This is a genomic window from Salmonella sp. NW1250 (assembly GCF_051812965.1).
GTDB classification, from domain to species: domain Bacteria; phylum Pseudomonadota; class Gammaproteobacteria; order Enterobacterales; family Enterobacteriaceae; genus Salmonella; species Salmonella enterica.
Window position 1 is genome coordinate 382440 of the sequence record NZ_JAMNDD010000003.1, and the last position, 18126, is coordinate 400565.

15 protein-coding genes and 7 tRNA genes are annotated in these 18126 nt (G+C 53.4%); 1 reads left to right on the plus strand and 21 read right to left on the minus strand.

The annotated features are described in order from the left end of the window. Positions 1 to 13: 13 nt before the first annotated feature. From hscC to miaB, 12 genes are all read right to left on the minus strand, one after another. The gene (gene hscC, locus NBA72_RS07405) at positions 14 to 1693 is read right to left on the minus strand and encodes a molecular chaperone HscC (RefSeq protein ID WP_042948019.1); all 1680 of its coding nucleotides are present in this window, start codon (positions 1691 to 1693) and stop codon (positions 14 to 16) included. A gap of 75 nt (positions 1694 to 1768) precedes the next feature. Beyond that, the gene (locus tag NBA72_RS07410) at positions 1769 to 3007 is read right to left on the minus strand and encodes a hypothetical protein (protein ID WP_023223959.1); all 1239 of its coding nucleotides are present in this window, start codon (positions 3005 to 3007) and stop codon (positions 1769 to 1771) included. A gap of 31 nt (positions 3008 to 3038) precedes the next feature. Next, positions 3039 to 3974, minus strand: coding sequence for a pyrimidine-specific ribonucleoside hydrolase RihA (rihA, locus tag NBA72_RS07415; RefSeq protein WP_001207430.1), 936 nt, complete (start codon positions 3972 to 3974; stop codon positions 3039 to 3041). A 116-nt stretch (positions 3975 to 4090) separates the two neighbouring features. Beyond that, complete coding sequence (gene gltL / locus NBA72_RS07420; protein WP_000631369.1) at positions 4091 to 4816, minus strand: glutamate/aspartate ABC transporter ATP-binding protein GltL; 726 nt, start codon at positions 4814 to 4816, stop codon at positions 4091 to 4093. Beyond that, positions 4816 to 5490: a glutamate/aspartate ABC transporter permease GltK gene (gene gltK, locus NBA72_RS07425; RefSeq protein ID WP_000272802.1), complete on the minus strand. Its 675-nt coding sequence runs from the start codon at positions 5488 to 5490 to the stop codon at positions 4816 to 4818. Before gltK ends, gltL begins: the two co-directional genes overlap by 1 nt. Continuing rightward, positions 5490 to 6230 (minus strand): glutamate/aspartate ABC transporter permease GltJ, encoded by a 741-nt coding sequence (gltJ, locus tag NBA72_RS07430; RefSeq protein WP_000020930.1) that lies wholly within the window; start codon positions 6228 to 6230, stop codon positions 5490 to 5492. The genes gltK and gltJ overlap by 1 nt, the downstream gene beginning before the upstream one ends. A 159-nt stretch (positions 6231 to 6389) precedes the next feature. Beyond that, positions 6390 to 7298 (minus strand): amino acid ABC transporter substrate-binding protein, encoded by a 909-nt coding sequence (locus NBA72_RS07435; RefSeq protein ID WP_001518176.1) that lies wholly within the window; start codon positions 7296 to 7298, stop codon positions 6390 to 6392. A gap of 354 nt (positions 7299 to 7652) precedes the next feature. Further along, complete coding sequence (gene lnt / locus NBA72_RS07440; RefSeq protein WP_042948247.1) at positions 7653 to 9191, minus strand: apolipoprotein N-acyltransferase; 1539 nt, start codon at positions 9189 to 9191, stop codon at positions 7653 to 7655. 19 nt (positions 9192 to 9210) lie between these two features. Further along, complete coding sequence (gene corC, locus NBA72_RS07445) at positions 9211 to 10089, minus strand: CNNM family magnesium/cobalt transport protein CorC (RefSeq protein ID WP_001278612.1); 879 nt, start codon at positions 10087 to 10089, stop codon at positions 9211 to 9213. 157 nt (positions 10090 to 10246) lie between these two features. Beyond that, entirely contained in the window at positions 10247 to 10720 is a 474-nt protein-coding gene (gene ybeY, locus NBA72_RS07450) for an rRNA maturation RNase YbeY (RefSeq protein WP_000084477.1), read from the minus strand. Then, positions 10717 to 11763: a PhoH family protein gene (locus NBA72_RS07455; RefSeq protein ID WP_001018045.1), complete on the minus strand. Its 1047-nt coding sequence runs from the start codon at positions 11761 to 11763 to the stop codon at positions 10717 to 10719. The genes ybeY and NBA72_RS07455 overlap by 4 nt, the downstream gene beginning before the upstream one ends. Positions 11764 to 11967: 204 nt before the next feature. Beyond that, positions 11968 to 13392 (minus strand): tRNA (N6-isopentenyl adenosine(37)-C2)-methylthiotransferase MiaB, encoded by a 1425-nt coding sequence (gene miaB / locus NBA72_RS07460; RefSeq protein WP_001519200.1) that lies wholly within the window; start codon positions 13390 to 13392, stop codon positions 11968 to 11970. 143 nt (positions 13393 to 13535) lie between these two features. Here miaB and ubiF point away from each other — a divergent pair, with 143 nt between their 5' ends. Then, positions 13536 to 14711 carry a 3-demethoxyubiquinol 3-hydroxylase gene (gene ubiF, locus NBA72_RS07465; protein ID WP_000184627.1) on the plus strand — a complete coding sequence of 392 codons (1176 nt, stop codon included), beginning with the start codon at positions 13536 to 13538 and terminating at the stop codon, positions 14709 to 14711. A gap of 66 nt (positions 14712 to 14777) precedes the next feature. Here ubiF and NBA72_RS07470 read toward each other — a convergent pair whose 3' ends face one another. The 9 genes from NBA72_RS07470 to asnB form a co-directional block, all read right to left on the minus strand. Beyond that, a complete protein-coding gene (locus tag NBA72_RS07470; RefSeq protein ID WP_042948017.1) occupies positions 14778 to 15353 on the minus strand; it encodes a hypothetical protein in 576 nt (191 codons plus the stop codon). Between the two features lie 135 nt (positions 15354 to 15488). Further along, positions 15489 to 15563, minus strand: a tRNA-Gln gene (locus tag NBA72_RS07475). Positions 15564 to 15606: 43 nt separating this feature from the next. Next, positions 15607 to 15681 (minus strand) — tRNA-Gln (locus NBA72_RS07480). A 46-nt stretch (positions 15682 to 15727) separates the two neighbouring features. Further along, a tRNA-Met gene (locus NBA72_RS07485) sits at positions 15728 to 15804 on the minus strand. Positions 15805 to 15819: 15 nt separating this feature from the next. Further along, positions 15820 to 15894 (minus strand) — tRNA-Gln (locus NBA72_RS07490). A 35-nt stretch (positions 15895 to 15929) separates the two neighbouring features. Beyond that, positions 15930 to 16004, minus strand: a tRNA-Gln gene (locus NBA72_RS07495). 23 nt (positions 16005 to 16027) lie between these two features. Then, positions 16028 to 16112 (minus strand) — tRNA-Leu (locus NBA72_RS07500). A gap of 9 nt (positions 16113 to 16121) precedes the next feature. Beyond that, a tRNA-Met gene (locus NBA72_RS07505) sits at positions 16122 to 16198 on the minus strand. Between the two features lie 222 nt (positions 16199 to 16420). Then, on the minus strand, positions 16421 to 18085 hold the full coding sequence (gene asnB / locus NBA72_RS07510) for an asparagine synthase B (protein WP_042948016.1): 1665 nt from the start codon (positions 18083 to 18085) through the stop codon (positions 16421 to 16423). Positions 18086 to 18126: the final 41 nt, after the last annotated feature.

Genomic DNA, 18126 nt, shown 5'->3' on the forward strand with positions numbered 1-18126 from the left:
AGTGAAAGCGCCGTTACGGCGCTTTCGGCTCGTCAATACCCAGATATTCGCAGGCACGACGGCGCACGTCATCGACGCGCTGCATATCATTAGACAGCAGCGCCGCGTCGAAATCGGTAATAATCTCCCCCAGCATTTCGCGCTCATCGCCTAACGCGCGTGACCACTGCTCCTCTAACTGTGCTTTAAACGTCCGGTTAATCAGCATATCGCGGGGATAAATTTTCAGCGCCTGCAAGCGCTCGCGGCTGGCGTCGATTTGCTGCGTCGTCAGTGAGGTGGCATTGTGACTGATGATTCTGGATTCACTCTTGCCGTCTTCCAGCAGCACGTCAACTTCCAGCAGACCATTAATATCGTAGCTAAAACGAATATCAATGGCCTGAATGTGCCCGTTCGGCTTCAGCATGACGTCAAAAGAATCGATCAGGATATTATTTTTCACCTTGTGGCTTTCGCCCTGGTATACCCTGACGCAAATAGAGTCTTGCTCAGGGTGCATGGTGGAGTACGTTTCCACTTTTGACACCGGAACGGTGGTATTGCGTTCAATGATGGGCGAGAAAATACCCGGCACGCCCTGTCGGTTGACTTCCACGCCCAGCGAGTAGGGGCAGATATCCGTGAGGATCACCTCTTCAACGTCTTCATGGCGCAGGCGACAGGCGGCCTGAGTCGCGGCGCCAAGCGCCACGATGGTGCTGGGATCGTAACTTTGATAGGGCAATTTACCGAATAAGCGCACCGCGATGCGTTGCACCAGCGGCATCTGTGACGCGCCGCCGACCAGCACCAGGCTGTCAATTTGCTCCGGTTTGAGTCGGGAATCGCGCAGCGCCTGCTCAATGGGTGTGCGCAGCCGGTTGAGCAACGGTAGCCACAGGGCTTCCAGCTCATCGTCATAAAACGTGCTTTCCAGCGCGCGCTCCTGATAAAGCCAGCTCATGCGCAGCGGGGAGCCGCTGGCGCATTTTGCGGCTTCAACACAGGCATACAGCGCAGCCAGATCGCTATCCGTCAGCGCTGATTTATCGAGATTCCAGCGTTTTAGCACTTCATCAAGCAACAAATGCGTGAAATCTTCGCCGCCGAGGTAGTTATCGCCAGCGGAGGCGCGAACTTCAATCACCGGCGTAGCGTATTCCAGAACGGTCACATCAAAGGTTCCGCCCCCCAGATCGAAAACCAGCGAACGGCTATTTTGCTGCGTATGCAGGCCATAAGCCATTGCCGCCGCCGTGGGTTCATTGATCAAGCGCACGGCGTTTAACCCCGCAAGCTCAGCGGCAAGGCGTGTATGCTTCCGCTGCTCATCGCTGAAATAAGCTGGAACCGAGATCACGACATCCTTGATTGGCTGCTGAAGGTAGTCTTCCGCATCTTCTTTCAGCGAGCGTAAAACCAGCGAAGATAATTCCGGCGCATTAAACGACTCTTCACCCAAATGCCAGTGAGTATTACTGCCCATTGCGCGTTTAAATAAGGCAGCGGTTTTATCTGGATGAGATGTTTTACGGGCTGCGGCAGGTTTTCCCACCAGAATTTGTTTATTTTCATCCATACTAATTATGGATGGTGTTAAATATTCACCAAATTTATTAGGTATTAATTGTGCGGCTCCGTCTTGCCAGACGGCGATTAAACTATTAGTGGTGCCGAGATCGATACCAATCGCTAACGTTGCATTATCCATTGCGTTTAATTTATCGGGAAAGAGAGTTTATAGAATAAAGAACACCACCCTCTGGCGTGGTGATCTTTATCAATGTCACGCCTGGCGAAAGTATTCATCCATAATGTTCGTCAACTCCGGGCGCTCGCCGTCATCATTGATGGCGAAATCGAGGAAAAAAGCATCGGCCTGTGGCGTGCGTTTCTGGGCCAGTAAACGAAACGCCAGCGGGTAGTGGCAGGCATAACCGGGTGCGCGAGTCAGAAAACGGACAAAATCAATCAACAAGGGAGAATGGGTATAAAACAGCGCGCGTAACAGTACGGCGGGAAATCCCTCTTCGGTGATCCCTTGCGCCATGATTTTGTTGAGGCCGGCCTCGCTCAGATCGCCTGCGGCAATAATATCTGCGCAGGCCGCAAGATCGGGATAATGCGTTGCGCAGTTAGCCAATGCGTTCGGCCAGTTGACGCGGGTATAACGTCCGTCATGGCGAGTAAAGTAATCCTCCCAAAGGGATGGCGGTAGTTTTTCGTACTGTATTTTCAGGGGGATGCGGCGCTGAAACTGGGCTGCTTCCAGGCGCGCGCCGTCATAAAATCGCAGGTATTGCTGTCGCGTCTCGTAGCATGTCATCGCCACCGGCTGGCTGATGACCCAGGTCTTCACGGGCCGGCCTTCCAGCGCGGCGGCGGTGGCTTTATGGTGACCATCAAGCAGGACGCAAAGCCAGCTGTCATTCATATACCAGGCCAGCGCGTGGCTCTCTGGCTTATCGCGGTAATACCCGGCGCGTTGTGGGTTAAATCGCGATGGGGGCTGGCCTGGCAGTAAAAAACAGGGTTCGCCGGACTGGTAGTGATAGTCCACGTCAGCAATCCACTGCCCTGTGGTCGCGGGATTCGGTTGTTTTTCGTTACCCACCGCCCAGAAAAAATGCCCGTTGCCATCCGTCGGATAAAGTTCGCGTTCTTCCAGCCGGTAATAGCCATCGGCAAAGAGTGAAAACAGCGGCGTCAGGGCGGTAAATGCTTCGTTCAACCCGACTCCTGGCTGATTCCACTCGGCAAGTGAGGATAAAAACTGCGCGGCGCCTTCATCATCATTGCTAAAACCGGCATAAACAAATTCTGCGCAGGTTGGGCACCAGGCTTCAGTGTAAAAACGAATCAGCGGCGAGCCATGCCAGGAGAGTGTATGAATACCGGCGTAAGAGTCGGGATCGTGGATAACGCAGGGACGAAGCAATGCTTTTCCGTTACGTACTGAAAACGTTATATGGGCTACATCGTGCTGTAGCAGGCTAATTTCAGGTCTATTGTTACGCCAAAACATCGCTGTTCATCCCTGGATTCTACTTTGCGCTTTATGCGTAGTATTGCAGCCGTTCCGCCAGCAAATCGACAAATCCCTGGCGGTCTACATCGACCATCACCGTCGCATTCGGCTTATTCCCCGTCAGGAAATAATAATCCACCACCGTCATCCCCTGGGTGTATTTCCCCTGGGTTTCCACGCCAACCCAACGCTCAACGGTGGTGAAAATCTCGGGTTTCAGCAGCCAGGCGATAGTGCACGGGTCGTGCAACGGCGCGCCGACAAATCCCCATTTTTCGTCTTTGTGGTACTCCATAAAGAAGTCCAGCAGTTCGGCGACGATGGTGGAAATCGGGTTGCCAATGGCGCGGAAGCGTTCGATATCGGCGGCGTGAATCTGTGCCTTATGGGTGACGTCCAGCCCGGCCATCACCACCGGAATGCCTGACTGGAAGACAATTTCTGCCGCTTCCGGGTCGACGTAAATATTAAATTCCGCAGCGGGCGTCCAGTTACCCAATCCCATTGCGCCGCCCATGATCACAATGCGGGCGATTTTCGTATGCAGTTCCGGATGGCTATTCAGCAGCAGCGCCACGTTGGTCTGTGGGCCAGTGGAGACGATGGTGACTGGCTGTGAGCTCTCACGCAGCGTTTTTGCCATCAGCTCAACGGCAGTGCCGCTTTGCGGGGCGAATGACGGCTCGGGCAGCGCCGGGCCGTCGAGGCCGCTTTCGCCGTGAACGTTATCGGCGATAATCAGTTCGCGCATGAGAGGTTTCACCGCGCCGCCCGCCACCGGAATATCCGGGCGTTTGAGCAGTGTCAGCATCCGCAGCACGTTGCGCAGGGTCTTCTCCGGCGTCTGGTTACCGGCGGAAGAGGTGATCGCTTTCACTTCCAGTTCAGGGGAGGCGAGGGCGAGAACGAGGGCGATCGCGTCATCATGACCCGGATCGCAATCAATAATAATGGGCAGTGCCATTGTGGCTCCTTGTAAGCGGTACTTTGTGACAAGGTTAACGCCCGGCTGGATACGTTTCGAGAAGCGAAGCGGTAAAGCGTGAGATAGCGCGCACTCTGACATGCGCGCCGGGAAGATTAGTGCAGGATTTTCGCAAGGAAGTCTTTTGCGCGATCGGAACTGGGGTTAGCGAAGAACTCCTCTTTTGGCGAATCTTCGACGATTTTACCTTCATCCATAAAGATCACCCGGTTAGCCACTTTACGGGCAAAGCCCATTTCGTGCGTCACCACCATCATGGTCATCCCTTCGTTCGCCAGTTCGACCATCACGTCCAGTACCTCGTTGATCATTTCCGGATCGAGCGCGGAAGTCGGTTCATCGAATAACATGGCAATGGGGTCCATACATAGCGCGCGGGCGATCGCCACGCGTTGCTGCTGACCGCCGGAAAGCTGCGCCGGGAACTTGTTGGCATGTGCAGACAGGCCAACGCGCTCCAGCAGCTTCAGGCCTTTATCGCGGGCGGCGGCCTTATCGCGTTTCAGCACTTTCACCTGCGCCAGCGTCAGGTTTTCGATGATCGACAGGTGGGGAAACAGCTCGAAGTGCTGGAATACCATGCCCACGCGGGAACGCAGTTTCGCCAGATCGGTTTTTTTGTCGTTCACAATAATGCCGTTAACGGTAATTTCGCCTTTTTGCACCGGTTCCAGACCATTGACGGTCTTAATCAGCGTGGATTTACCGGAACCCGATGGCCCGCAGACTACCACCACCTCACCTTTTTTCACTTCTGTTGAACAATCGGTCAGCACCTGAAAGTGACCATACCATTTTGAAACATTTTTCAGGGTAATCATTAAACTGTCCTTTTCTTCAAATAGCTGACCAGCAACGACGCGCTCAGGCTGATAACAAAATAAACGGCGCCGGCGAACAGAATCATTTCGACCTGAGTACCGTCACGCTCGCCGATAGTCGACGCGGTGCGGAAGAAGTCCGCCAGGCTGAGTACATAAACTAAAGAGGTGTCCTGAAATAGCACGATACCCTGCGTAAGCAACAGCGGCACCATCGCCCGAAACGCCTGCGGCAGAATAATGAGCTTCATCGATTGCCAGTGGGTCATCCCCAACGCCAGCGCGGCGCTGGACTGCCCGCGGGAAATACTTTGAATACCGGCGCGAATAATCTCGGAATAGTAGGCCGCTTCAAACATAGAGAATGCCACCATCGCGGAGATCAGGCGGATATCGGTTTTCGGCGATAGTCCCAGCACGTTTTGCAGAAAGCCGGGTACAATCAGATAAAACCACAGCAGCACCATCACCAACGGGATGGAACGGAAAACGTTAACATACGCTTTAGCAAACCAGGCGATAGGGGTAAAGCTTGAGAGGCGCATGACGGCCAGAATGGTTCCCCAGACTATCCCCACGACAACGGCGGTGACGGTGATCTTCAGCGTGATGACCAACCCGGCCAGCAGGTAAGGCAGTGAGGGGATAATCGAACTCCAGTCAAATTCGTACATTATTTGCTCCCCACGTTGCCCGGCAGGCGGACTTTGCGTTCAACCAGGCTCATGACCAGCATGATAACGGCGTTAATCAGCACATAGGCCAGCGTAATGGCCGTGAAGGATTCCCAGGCGTGCGCCGAGTAATCCAACAGTTTGCCTGCCTGCGCCGCCATATCCACCAGGCCGATGGTTGAGGCAATAGCCGAGTTTTTCACCAGGTTCATCATCTCTGACGTCATTGGCGGCACGATAACGCGATAGGCATTCGGCAGCAGGACATAGCGATAAGCCTGCGGCAGCGTTAGCCCCATCGCCAGCGCCGCGTTCTTCTGCCCGCGAGGCAGAGACTGAATCGCGGCGCGCACCTGTTCGCAAACGCGGGCGGCGGTAAACAGTCCCAGACAGATCATTGAGGAGAGGAAAAACTGAATATTGGGATCGAGTTCCGCCTTAAACCACATGCCAAGATCTTCCGGCAACAGTTCAGGCACCACCAGGTACCAGGTGAAGAATTGCACGATCAGCGGCACGTTACGGAACAGTTCTACGTACAATGTGCCCAGTCCGGAGAGGAAACGGTTGGGAACGGTACGTAAAATGCCGAAAATAGATCCTACCAGGAAAGCGATAATCCAGGCGGTAATCGAAAGGGCTACGGTGACCTGAAAACCACTCCATAGCCAGCCGAGATAGGTGGTATTGCCGAAGGGGGCTTCCTGTAAAAAAATACCCCAGTTCCAGTCTATTGACATACATCTACTCCGAAAAAAAAGGGTAGCAGCGCTACCCTCGAAGATTGTTGCCCGGCGATTTGCGGCTTCAGGCCCGATGGGGAACGACCATCAGGCTTATAGTCTGTCCGTGCTGAGCGACAATCGAGAGGACAGGAGTCCCGTCCCATTTAGTTTTAGTTAGTTAAGCGCTTTATCATTCGGTGCTTTGAACAGGGCTTTCATCTCGTCAGACAACTCGAAATTCATGTTCAGGTTTTTCGGTGGGATCGGATTTTTAAACCACTTATCAAACCACTTTTCCGCTTCGCCGGAGGTTTGCGCCTGGGCGATGGTATCGTCCATCAGCTTTTTAAACTCAGGGTCGTTTTTACGCAGCATACAGCCGTAAGCCTCCTGGGACTGCGGTTTACCGACAATCTCCCAGTTATCCGGTTTCTTGGCTTTGGCGCGCTCGCCGGCCAGCAGCGCGTCATCCATCATAAAGGCGACGGCGCGACCGCTTTCCAGGGTGCGGAACGAGTCACCGTGGTCTTTCGCGCTAATAATACGCATCCCCATCTTTTGCTCTTCGTTAAGCTTATGCAGCAGAATTTCAGAGGTCGTCCCGGAGGTGACGACGACCGCTTTGCCTTTCAGATCCGGGAAATCTTTAATATCGCCGCCTTTTTTAGTCAGCAGTCGCGTCCCGACGACGAAAATCGTATCGGAGAAGGCGGCCTGTTTCTGGCGCTCAAGGTTGTTAGTCGTTGAACCACATTCAAAATCGAAGGTTCCGTTTTGCAACAGCGGAATACGGTTTTGCGAGGTGATCGGGATCAGCTTCACCTGCAGATCGGGCTTGTTAAGTTTCTTTTTTACCGCTTCCACAATGGCGTTGGAGTAGTCCTGGGAATAGCCGACCACTTTCTGCTGGTTGTCGTAATAAGAAAAGGGCACAGAAGATTCGCGATGCCCGACGACGATCACGCCATTTTTAGCGATCTTGTCCAGGGTGCTACCAGCGGCAGGCGCGCCATCTTCTGCGTGCGCAAGGCCCGCAGACAGTCCCATGACCAGCATTGCTGTGGTTAGCTTACGTAATTGCATATCCAACTCCTTTATCATCTGCGCCGTCGACGCATTGATAGCTATTGTGATGTTGTTATTGCCTGCAACTTGCGCGTGCAGTGTTATGTGTGTTTGTTAACATTTAGTGTGGCTTGTTGTAAATATTTTGCTGCGATATTGTTTATTTTTGCGAAGTGCGCCGCACCGTTCAGAGGCAAAAATCCTACATTGCACCGTTCAGGTGCTACCGATGATCGATTTTGGTGCGACCAGGTTGCACAAGCAGCCAGAACAGGTTTGCCATGTTTAACAAAGCAATAGACGTGCCAGAATGGGGGATAAAGGAGAATTTTCAGGCCGGATAAATGAAGCGCTATCCGGCCTGGGGAGAGATTATTTCCGTCGTTGTCTCAGGCTCATCACTACCGCGCCAAAAGCAAACAGCGCGGTCAGTACCCATAGCGGCCAGTTGCCGGTACGAGCATAGGGAGTTAACCCCGTGGTTGGCGTGACATTGGTGGTCAGTACCTGGCGTGTGAACTGCGGGATCATCGCCTGAATTTCGCCCTGCGGGCCAATCACCGCCGTAATACCGTTATTAGTACTGCGCAGCAACGGACGCGCCAGTTCCAGCGAACGCATCCGCGCCATCTGGAAATGTTGCCACGGGCCAATGGACTTACCAAACCAGGCGTCGTTAGAAATCGTCAGCAGATAGTCGGTGTCCGGGCGGAAGTTATCCCGCACCTGTTCGCCAAGAATAATTTCATAACAGATTGCCGCCGTCAGCTTATAGTCGTGCGCATGTAACTGCGGCTGGATATAAGGGCCGCGGCTAAAGGAGGACATGGGCAGATCGAAGAACGGCGCCAGTGGACGCAGGATAGACTCCAGCGGAACGAACTCGCCAAAGGGCACAAGGTGATTTTTATTGTAGCGATTGGGCGAGTCATAACTGTATGGATTATCCTTGCCTAACGTAATAATCGTATTGTAGGTGTCGTATCGATTCTGTTTATTGAGACGCGCATCGACAATACCGGTGATCAGCGTGCTATTTTTTTCGCGTAACATCTCGTCCAGCGAACGAAGGAAAGGCTGCTGATTGATTTCGAGATCCGGAATCGCCGACTCAGGCCAGATAATAATCTGTGATTTGCCTAACTCTGGGCGGGTTTCGTTGAGATAAATTTTTAGCGTATTCAGTAGCTGGTTTTCGTCCCACTTCAGCGACTGCGGAATATCGCCCTGCACCAGCGATACCTGGGTCGCTTTGGTCGGTTCCAGCGTAAACCACTGGATATAACGTAGCGGAAAGGGCAAAGCAAACAGAATCACGGCGACAGCCAGCGGACGCCAGTTCCGCGTCGCCAGTGCCAGCGCTAACAGGCCGCTGACCATCATCAGCAGGAAGTTGATCGCTTCGACGCCCATTACTGGCGCCAGGCCTTTTAGCGGGCCGTCGACCTGACTATAGCCAAATTGCAGCCAGGGGAAGCCGGTCAGCACCCAGCCGCGTAAAAATTCGGTGATTTGCCATATTGCAGGTGCGGCGATAGCGACGCGCAGCCAGTTGGTTTTTGGCCACAGGCGCGACAAAATCCCGGCAAACAGTCCGGTATACAGCGAGAGATAAGCTGCAAGCAGCACCACCAGAAAAACGTTAACCGGACCCGGCATGCCGCCAAACTGCGCGATACTGACATAAACCCAGTTAATCCCGCTACCGAAAAGTCCGAGTCCCCAGCAATAGCCGATAGCGGCAGACTGGAGCGGGCGGCGATTAAACATTAAGGCCTGCAGCCCGATAAGCGACACTATCGCTGCGGGCCAGACGTCATACGGAGAGAAAGCCAGTGTTCCGCAGGCGCCGAATAATAACGCCAGCAGCAGGCGAATACGCTGGCGTTCAATTAACGAGGCAAATGCCATTTTTAGTCCACTATTGCTGTTATTCGTCCAGTTTTGGCTGGGGCGAGTCATCCGGGATCCTGACATGCACCTGAATAATACGACGACTATCGGCCATCGCCACTTTGAACTGGTAACCATCAATGTCAATGGTTTCGCCGCGGGCCGGTAAATGGCCGAACGCCTGCATCACCAGTCCGCCGATGGTATCAACTTCTTCATCGCTGAAGTGGGTGCCGAAAGCGTCATTGAAGTCTTCAATCGACGCCAGCGCGCGAATCGTCCAGGTATGGCGGCTAAGCTGACGGAAGTCGATATCGTCTTCTTCGTCATACTCATCTTCAATTTCACCGACAATCAGTTCGAGGATGTCTTCGATAGTCACAAGGCCGGAAACGCCGCCAAACTCATCGATAACGATCGCCATATGGTAGCGCTGGGAGCGGAATTCCTTGAGCATACGGTCAACCCGTTTGCTTTCCGGTACGACAACCGCGGGGCGTAACACTTTGTCCATGCTGAAGGCTTCGGCATCGCTGCGCATAAACGGCAGCAAATCTTTGGCCATCAGAATCCCTTCAATGTGATCTTTATCTTCGCTGATCACCGGAAAACGCGAGTGGGCGGACTCGATGATAACATCGAGACATTCGTCCAGCGTCTGGTTGCGTTTCAGGGTAATCATCTGGGAGCGCGGGATCATAATATCGCGAACGCGCTGGTCGGCGATGTCCATTACGCCTTCGAGCATATCGCGCGTATCTTCATCGATAAGCTCGTTCTGCCCGGAATCACGGATCAGCGCCAGCAACTCATCACGGTTTTTAGGTTCCCCGTGGAAAAGCTGGCTGAGTAGCAGGGAAAAAAATCCCTTTTTACTGTTTACTGTGTCACTACTGTGTGAATTGTCGTCGCTCATGGCGTCGTATGGGTTCTCATGTTAGTTAATACAAAGCTCGTCATGCGTATACTCAGCTGTGACGGCATGTTTTGCCTGATGGCGCTACGCTTATCAGGGCTACAAAAGGCATGAATGTAGGCCGGATAAGGCGCAAGCGCCGCCATCCGGCAAGCTACTATTCTGCAATCTTCTCGGCAATGTACGGATCCTCATAGCCCATAGCAAGCATAATCTCCGTTTCGAGAGACTCCATCTCTTCCGCTTCGTCATCGTCGATATGATCGTAACCCAGCAAATGCAGGCTACCGTGCACGACCATGTGCGCCCAGTGCGCCTCCAGCGGCTTGCTCTGTTCTTGCGCTTCCTGCTCTACGACCTGACGGCAAATAATCAGATCGCCCAGTAGCGGCATTTCAATGCCGGGGGGCGCTTCAAACGGGAAGGAGAGAACATTAGTGGGTTTATCTTTCCCGCGGTACGTCAAATTAAGGTCGTGGCTTTCGGCCTCATCCACCAGACGGATTGTGACTTCCGCCTCTTCCTGAAACTGCGGAATAACGCCGTCCAGCCAGCGTTGAAACTGAGCTTCATCCGGCAGGCCCGCGTGGTTTTCACAGGCCAACTGTAAATCGAGGATCACCTGGCTCATTTCTGTTCCTGCTCCTGGGCTTCACGCTTACGCTCTGCCGCCAACGCCGCTTTGCGTTTTTGTTCGGCCTCTTCCCAGGCTTCATAGGCGTTAACAATGCGGGCAACGACCGGATGGCGCACCACGTCTTCGCTGTGGAAGAAGTTAAAGCTGATTTCATCGACTTCCGCCAGCACTTCAATGGCATGACGCAAGCCGGATTTGGTGTTGCGTGGCAGGTCAATCTGCGTCACGTCGCCGGTGATCACCGCTTTCGAGTTAAAGCCGATACGCGTCAGGAACATCTTCATCTGTTCGATAGTGGTGTTCTGGCTTTCATCCAGAATGATAAAGGCGTCGTTTAATGTGCGTCCGCGCATATAGGCCAGCGGCGCGACTTCAATCACATTGCGCTCAATCAGCTTCTCGACTTTTTCAAAGCCGAGCATTTCGAACAGCGCGTCATACAGCGGACGCAGGTACGGGTCCACCTTCTGACTTAAATCGCCTGGCAGAAAGCCGAGTTTTTCGCCCGCTTCCACCGCCGGACGGGTCAGTAGAATACGGCGAATCTCCTGGCGCTCCAGGGCGTCTACCGCAGCGGCGACCGCAAGATAAGTTTTACCGGTACCCGCCGGGCCGACGCCAAAGGTAATATCATGATCGAGAATATTGGCGATGTACTGCGCCTGGTTCGGGGTACGCGGTTTAATCACGCCGCGCTTGGTTTTGATATTGATCGCTTTGCCATAGTCAGGCACGCTTTCCGCGCTCTGTTCCAGCACCCGCGCTTCTTTGATCGCCAGATGAATTTGTTCCGGTTCGATATCCTGAGTCTGGCCGCGCATCGGTGCGGTATCGACATACAGACTTCGCAAAATATCTGTCGCCGCGGTCACGCAAATCGGACGACCGGTCAGTTTAAAGTGATTGTCACGGCGGTTGATTTCAATACCGAGACGACGTTCGAGCTGTTTAATATTGTCATCAAACGGCCCGCAAAGGCTCAACAGACGGGCGTTGTCTGCGGGCTCAAGGGTAATTTCGCGAGTGTCTATATTCAAACTGTTCCTCTTGTATCTGTATCGCCGGACGCTGAACATTTACCGGCATCTAAGGAAATTATTCACGCCATAGGGAAAAGGCGCAAGCATTGCAATGAAGATGGGGATGAAGAGGGAAAATTGCAAGGCCCGTCGGGCGACAGGCCATGACCAGGAAGCCCGACAGGCGTAGCGCCATCGGGCATTATTGCCTTTCCTGCAGGATTAAGGCTGGTAGAATCCTACGCCCAGCTCATTTTCTTTACGGGTACGGGCAATGACGGACTCCGGCGTTTCGGCGACGCGCAGCCCCATTTCATCTTCGGTACGCACCACTTTTCCGCGCAGGGAGTTCGGATAGACGTCAGTAATTTCCACATCGACAAACTTACCAATCATCTCCGGCGTGCCTTCAAAGTTCACCACCCGATTGTTTTCGGTACGGCCAGACAGTTCCATAATGTTTTTACGTGACGTACCTTCCACCAGAATGCGCTGTGTCGTGCCGAGCATACGGCGGCTCCATGCCATCGCCTGCTGATTGATACGCTCTTGCAGAATATACAGACGCTGCTTTTTCTCTTCTTCCGGTACGTCATCAACCATATCGGCAGCCGGCGTTCCCGGACGCGCAGAGAAGATAAAGCTGTAGCTCATATCAAAGTTGACGTCAGCGATAAGCTTCATGGTTTTTTCGAAATCATCGGTAGTTTCGCCAGGGAAACCGACGATAAAGTCAGAGCTTATCTGAATGTCCGGCCGCGCCGCGCGCAGTTTACGGATGATTGCTTTATATTCCAGCGCAGTGTGGGTGCGCCCCATCAGATTCAACACGCGATCGGAACCGCTCTGTACCGGCAGATGCAGGAAACTGACCAGCTCCGGCGTATCGCGGTACACCTCGATAATATCGTCGGTGAACTCAATCGGATGGCTGGTGGTAAAGCGAATACGGTCAATGCCGTCGATGGCGGCAACCAGACGCAGCAGATCGGCAAAGGTGCCGGTGGTGCCGTCGTAGTTTTCTCCGCGCCAGGCGTTAACGTTCTGGCCCAGCAGGTTGACCTCACGCACGCCCTGCGCCGCTAACTGGGCGATTTCGAACAGGATATCGTCTGAGGGACGGCTGACTTCTTCACCGCGGGTATACGGTACCACGCAGTAAGTACAATATTTATTGCAGCCTTCCATGATAGAAACGAAAGCGGTCGGGCCTTCGGCGCGCGGTTCCGGCAAACGGTCGAACTTCTCGATTTCCGGGAAGCTGATATCGACCACCGGGCTGCGGTCGCCACGCACGGAGTTAATCATCTCCGGCAGGCGGTGTAAGGTTTGCGGGCCAAAAATAATGTCGACGTAATGGGCGCGTTGACGAATGTGCTCGCCTTCCTGGGAAGCCACGCAGCCGCCGACGCCGATAATCAGATCGGGATTTTTCTCTTTTAACAGTCTCCAGCGACCTAATTGATGGAAGACTTTTTCCTGAGCCTTCTCGCGGATTGAGCAGGTATTCAACAGCAGCACATCCGCCTCTTCCGCCACGTCGGTCAGTTGATAGCCGTGGGTGGCGTCCAGCAGATCGGCCATCTTCGATGAATCGTACTCGTTCATCTGACAGCCCCAGGTTTTAATATGGAGTTTTTTAGTCATCGACTTGCTCTTGCGAAATAGTGGCTGAAAAGCAGGGCGCATAGTGTAATGCTTTGGCGCGGTTGTGACCAGTATGACTGACGTCAGCCCTAATGGGTAAAAAATCCTGTAAACTTGTCTAAAACGTAACAGGATGAATGACCATGACAAATCAACCAACGGAAATTGCCATTGTCGGCGGGGGAATGGTCGGCGGCGCGCTGGCGCTGGGTCTGGCGCAGCAAGGGTTTACGGTGATGGTAATAGAACATGCCGCGCCTGCGCCGTTTGTGGCTGACAGCCAGCCTGACGTGCGGATTTCGGCCATTAGCGCGGCATCCGTGGCGCTGCTCAAGGGGCTGGGCGTGTGGGAGGCGGTGCAGGGGATGCGTAGCCATCCTTATCGGCGACTGGAGACCTGGGAGTGGGAAAACGCCCATGTGGTGTTCGACGCCGCTGAACTCAAGCTGCCGCTGTTAGGCTATATGGTAGAGAACAACGTCCTGCAACAGGCGCTGTGGCAGGCGCTGGAAGCGCACCCCGGCGTGACGCTGCGCGTTCCGGCTTCACTGGCGGCATTGCACCGCCGCCACGATGGTTATGCGCTGGAACTGGCCGACGGCGAATGGGTAACGCCGAAGTTAGTGATTGGCGCCGACGGCGCGAATTCGCAGGTTCGGCAAATGGCGGGAATTGGCATTCATGCCTGGCAATATGCGCAGTCGTGTATGCTTATCACCGTCAAGTGTGAAAATGCGCCAGGCGACAGCACCTGGCAGCAGTTTACGCCAACGGGGCCGCGCGCCTTTTTGCCGCTGTTCGACGATTGGGCGTCGCTGGTGTGGTATGACGCTCCGGCACGTATTCGCCAGCTACAGAGTTTATCGATGACGCAATTGCAGGTGGAAATTAACCAGCACTTTCCGGCGCGTCTGGGGGCGGTGATGCCTGTCGCGGCGGGCGCGTTTCCGCTAACCCGTCGTCACGCGTTGCAGTATGTACAACCGGGGCTGGCGCTGGTAGGCGACGCGGCGCATACCATTCATCCGCTGGCCGGGCAGGGCGTCAACCTGGGGTATCGGGATGTTGATGCGTTGATTGATGTGCTGGCGAGTGCCCGTAGCTATGGCGAGTCCTGGGCCAGCCATTCGGTGTTGAAACGCTATCAGACGCGGCGCATGGCAGATAATTTTATGATGCAAAGTGGAATGGATCTGTTTTATGCCGGGTTCAGCAATGAACTGCCGCCGCTGCGTATTTTACGCAATATGGGGCTGATGGCGGCGCAGCGCGCAGGCGTGCTAAAACGTCAGGCGCTGAAGTATGCGTTGGGGTTGTAACCCGCTGAATGCCTTACCCGGTTTGTAAAAACGCTCAATTGCAGGTCGGGTAAGCGTATTGACATCTTACTTTACTGCAAATAAAGCACATAAACCTAATTTCCCTTTGAAATCAATTTCATACCAAGGTGATGCCATTTCAATTATGCATACGTTGTATTGGCAACGTACTACTTTATGTAGCATCAGTAATGTGGAACTCATTGATTTTACAAGAATCGCCAGAGTGATTAATGCGGCGAGAATCCGATACCACGTCAGTGTTGCATGTTGGACATCAAACCACAGAATATAAAAAGTGATGATGTGAAGAATGACTTTGCTGGACAGGGCGCGAATATAGAATCCGCGCAGCGCCGTTTTCGAGGAAAACGCGACATTAATCAGCGCGCTTTGTTTTTCTTGCACAGGGATCCCTGGCAGATACACTATCCATTCCGCACTATTCTGGCGCAACATGACGGCCTTTTTCTGGTGCAGTATATGTAGCCTCATTGACACTGCCACGGGGTAAACCAGACCCAAAATAATCAACCAGGCGGCGCTGGCCGTGATATCAATGAAGGTGAAAGCGCAGAGCAAGACGACCATAAAAAATGTTAATGGCCGCAAAAAGAGATACCAACAAAACTGGTAATTCATTGTGAGGTTACCGAACGCTCCCTGTAAGGCTTTATCATAGCGTTTTACTGATAGCAGGGCATTAAGGGGGAAACCTCTTTCGGAATTTATAAACGCAGAAAAGCAAAAAGCTCGCCGAAGCGAGCTTTTTAAAGGTGGCTGGGGTACGAGGATTCGAACCTCGGAATGCCGGAATCAGAATCCGGTGCCTTACCGCTTGGCGATACCCCAATTGTCGTACTTCTTGCGCTCATTAGCAGAGCGTCTTTAAAACTGGCTGGGGTACGAGGATTCGAACCTCGGAATGCCGGAATCAGAATCCGGTGCCTTACCGCTTGGCGATACCCCAACAAATTATTTTCGAACCGGTCGAATACCTCGACGCGTTCTGAATATGGTGGCTACGACGGGATTCGAACCTGTGACCCCATCATTATGAGTGATGTGCTCTAACCAACTGAGCTACGTAGCCAGATGATTTCTTCGATGGCTGGGGTACCTGGATTCGAACCAGGGAATGCCGGTATCAAAAACCGGTGCCTTACCGCTTGGCGATACCCCAATACCGTCGCGGTGAACCGCAAACTCGAAGAAATATGGCTGGGGTACCTGGATTCGAACCAGGGAATGCCGGTATCAAAAACCGGTGCCTTACCGCTTGGCGATACCCCATCCGTACAACGCTTATCGGTGAATGGTGCGGGAGGCGAGACTTGAACTCGCACACCTTGCGGCGCCAGAACCTAAATCTGGTGCGTCTACCAATTTCGCCACTCCCGCAAAAAAAGATGGTGGCTACGACGGGATTCGAACCTGTGACCCCATCATTATGAGTGATGTGCTCTAACCAACTGAGCTACGTAGCCATCTTTTTTTCGCGTTACCTTATCGGCGTTGCGGGGCGCATTATGCGTATTGAGCCTTGAAGCGTCAACCTCTTTTTCATCGAAAAACGTCGGAAAGTGTCTGTTTGGTTAGGTTGCGAACAGCGTGGCGCAATATTCGGCAATTATTGGTTATTAATCGTTTTTCCGAAAGTGGCTTGCTATAAAAAAAGAGCCCCTAAGGGCTCTTTCGTCATCGTTAATTTACTGGTACGCCGACTGATGCACGCCGACCGCGCGGCCTGACGGGTCATCCATCGTTTTGAATGCTTCATCCCACTCAATGGCTTTGGCGGAAGAACAGGCCACGGACGGGCCGCCGGGTACGCATTCCGCCGCGCTCGGCACCGGGAACAATTCTTCAAAAATTTCCCGGTACAAGTACGCCTCTTTAGACGACGGCGTGTTGTATGGAAAGCGGAAGCGGGCGGTTTCCAGTTGTTGATCGGAAATCTGTTTCGCCGCCACCTCTTTCAGCGTATCAATCCAGCTGTAGCCTACGCCGTCAGAGAACTGCTCTTTCTGACGCCACGCGACGCTTGCTGGCAGATAAGACTCGAAGCACTCGCGCAGCACGTGTTTTTCCATCTTGCCGTTACCGCACATTTTATCCTGTGGGTTGATACGCATCGCCACGTCGAGGAATTTTTTATCCAGGAACGGTACGCGCGCTTCCACGCCCCAGGCGGACATCGCTTTGTTGGCGCGGGCGCAGTCATACATATGCAGCGCCTGTAGCTTACGGACCGTCTCTTCATGTAACTCTTTGGCGTTCGGCGCTTTATGGAAGTACAGGTAGCCGCCAAACACCTCATCGGAACCTTCGCCGGAGAGCACCATTTTGATGCCCATCGCTTTGATCTTACGCGACATCAGATACATCGGCGTTGAGGCGCGGATAGTGGTCACGTCATAGGTTTCAATGTGGTAGATAACATCACGAATGGCATCAAGGCCTTCCTGCACGGTGAAGTGAATTTCATGGTGCACGGTGCCGAGGTGGTTAGCCACTTCCTGGGCCGCCTTCAGGTCAGGCGAACCTTCCAGACCGACCGCAAAAGAGTGCAACTGTGGCCACCAGGCTTCGGAGCGCTCCTGATCTTCGACGCGACGGGCGGCGAATTTTTTGGTGATTGCCGAAATAACCGACGAGTCCAGACCGCCGGAGAGCAGCACGCCATAAGGGACGTCGGACATCAGGTGGCTTTTCACGGATTCTTCCAGCGCCTGGCGCAGCCCATTTTTGTCGGTAACGTTGTCTTTTACCGCATCGTAATCGAACCAGTCGCGCTGATAGTACTGACGAATTTCGCCGTCTTTGCTCCACAGGTAGCTGCCCGCCGGGAACTCTTTAATGGTGCGGCAGACCGGGGTCAGCGCTTTCATTTCTGACGCTACGTAGAAGTTGCCGAATTCGTCATAGCCCATATAGAGCGGAATAATACCGATATGGTCACGACCAATCAGATAAGCGTCTTTTTCGCTGTCATACAGGGCGAAGGCGAACATCCCCTGTAAATCGTCAAGGAAATCCGGCCCTTTTTCCTGATATAGCGCGAGGATAACTTCGCAGTCGGAGCCTGTCTGGAACGCGTAACGATCGCCATACTCTGCGCGTAACGTTTGATGGTTATAAATTTCACCGTTCACCGCCAGCACGTGGGTTTTCCTGGCGTTATACAGGGGCTGGGCGCCGGCGTTAACATCAACAATCGACAAGCGTTCATGTGCGAGAATCGCGTTATCGCAAGCGTAGATGCCGGACCAGTCCGGGCCGCGATGGCGCATCAGGCGTGACAGTTCAAGGGCTTTTTTACGCAGTTCCGCTGCATCTGTTTTGATATCGAATACGCCGAAAATAGAACACATAGCCTTCTCCGTTAATCTGTTGCATCGTACTTTTTGTGTTT

Excerpts from the sequence above, each read along its gene's own strand:
- ubiF (WP_000184627.1), top strand. The coding sequence starts at position 13,536 with ATGACAAATCAACCAACGGAAATTGCCATTGTCGGCGGGGGAATGGTC.
- asnB (WP_042948016.1), bottom strand. The coding sequence starts at position 18,085 with ATGTGTTCTATTTTCGGCGTATTCGATATCAAAACAGATGCAGCGGAA.
- hscC (WP_042948019.1), bottom strand. The coding sequence starts at position 1,693 with ATGGATAATGCAACGTTAGCGATTGGTATCGATCTCGGCACCACTAAT.
- ybeY (WP_000084477.1), bottom strand. The coding sequence starts at position 10,720 with ATGAGCCAGGTGATCCTCGATTTACAGTTGGCCTGTGAAAACCACGCG.
- gltK (WP_000272802.1), bottom strand. The coding sequence starts at position 5,490 with ATGTACGAATTTGACTGGAGTTCGATTATCCCCTCACTGCCTTACCTG.
- gltJ (WP_000020930.1), bottom strand. The coding sequence starts at position 6,230 with ATGTCAATAGACTGGAACTGGGGTATTTTTTTACAGGAAGCCCCCTTC.
- lnt (WP_042948247.1), bottom strand. The coding sequence starts at position 9,191 with ATGGCATTTGCCTCGTTAATTGAACGCCAGCGTATTCGCCTGCTGCTG.
- NBA72_RS07470 (WP_042948017.1), bottom strand. The coding sequence starts at position 15,353 with ATGAATTACCAGTTTTGTTGGTATCTCTTTTTGCGGCCATTAACATTT.
- NBA72_RS07435 (WP_001518176.1), bottom strand. The coding sequence starts at position 7,298 with ATGCAATTACGTAAGCTAACCACAGCAATGCTGGTCATGGGACTGTCT.
- rihA (WP_001207430.1), bottom strand. The coding sequence starts at position 3,974 with ATGGCACTGCCCATTATTATTGATTGCGATCCGGGTCATGATGACGCG.
- corC (WP_001278612.1), bottom strand. The coding sequence starts at position 10,089 with ATGAGCGACGACAATTCACACAGTAGTGACACAGTAAACAGTAAAAAG.
- gltL (WP_000631369.1), bottom strand. The coding sequence starts at position 4,816 with ATGATTACCCTGAAAAATGTTTCAAAATGGTATGGTCACTTTCAGGTG.
- NBA72_RS07410 (WP_023223959.1), bottom strand. The coding sequence starts at position 3,007 with ATGTTTTGGCGTAACAATAGACCTGAAATTAGCCTGCTACAGCACGAT.
- miaB (WP_001519200.1), bottom strand. The coding sequence starts at position 13,392 with ATGACTAAAAAACTCCATATTAAAACCTGGGGCTGTCAGATGAACGAG.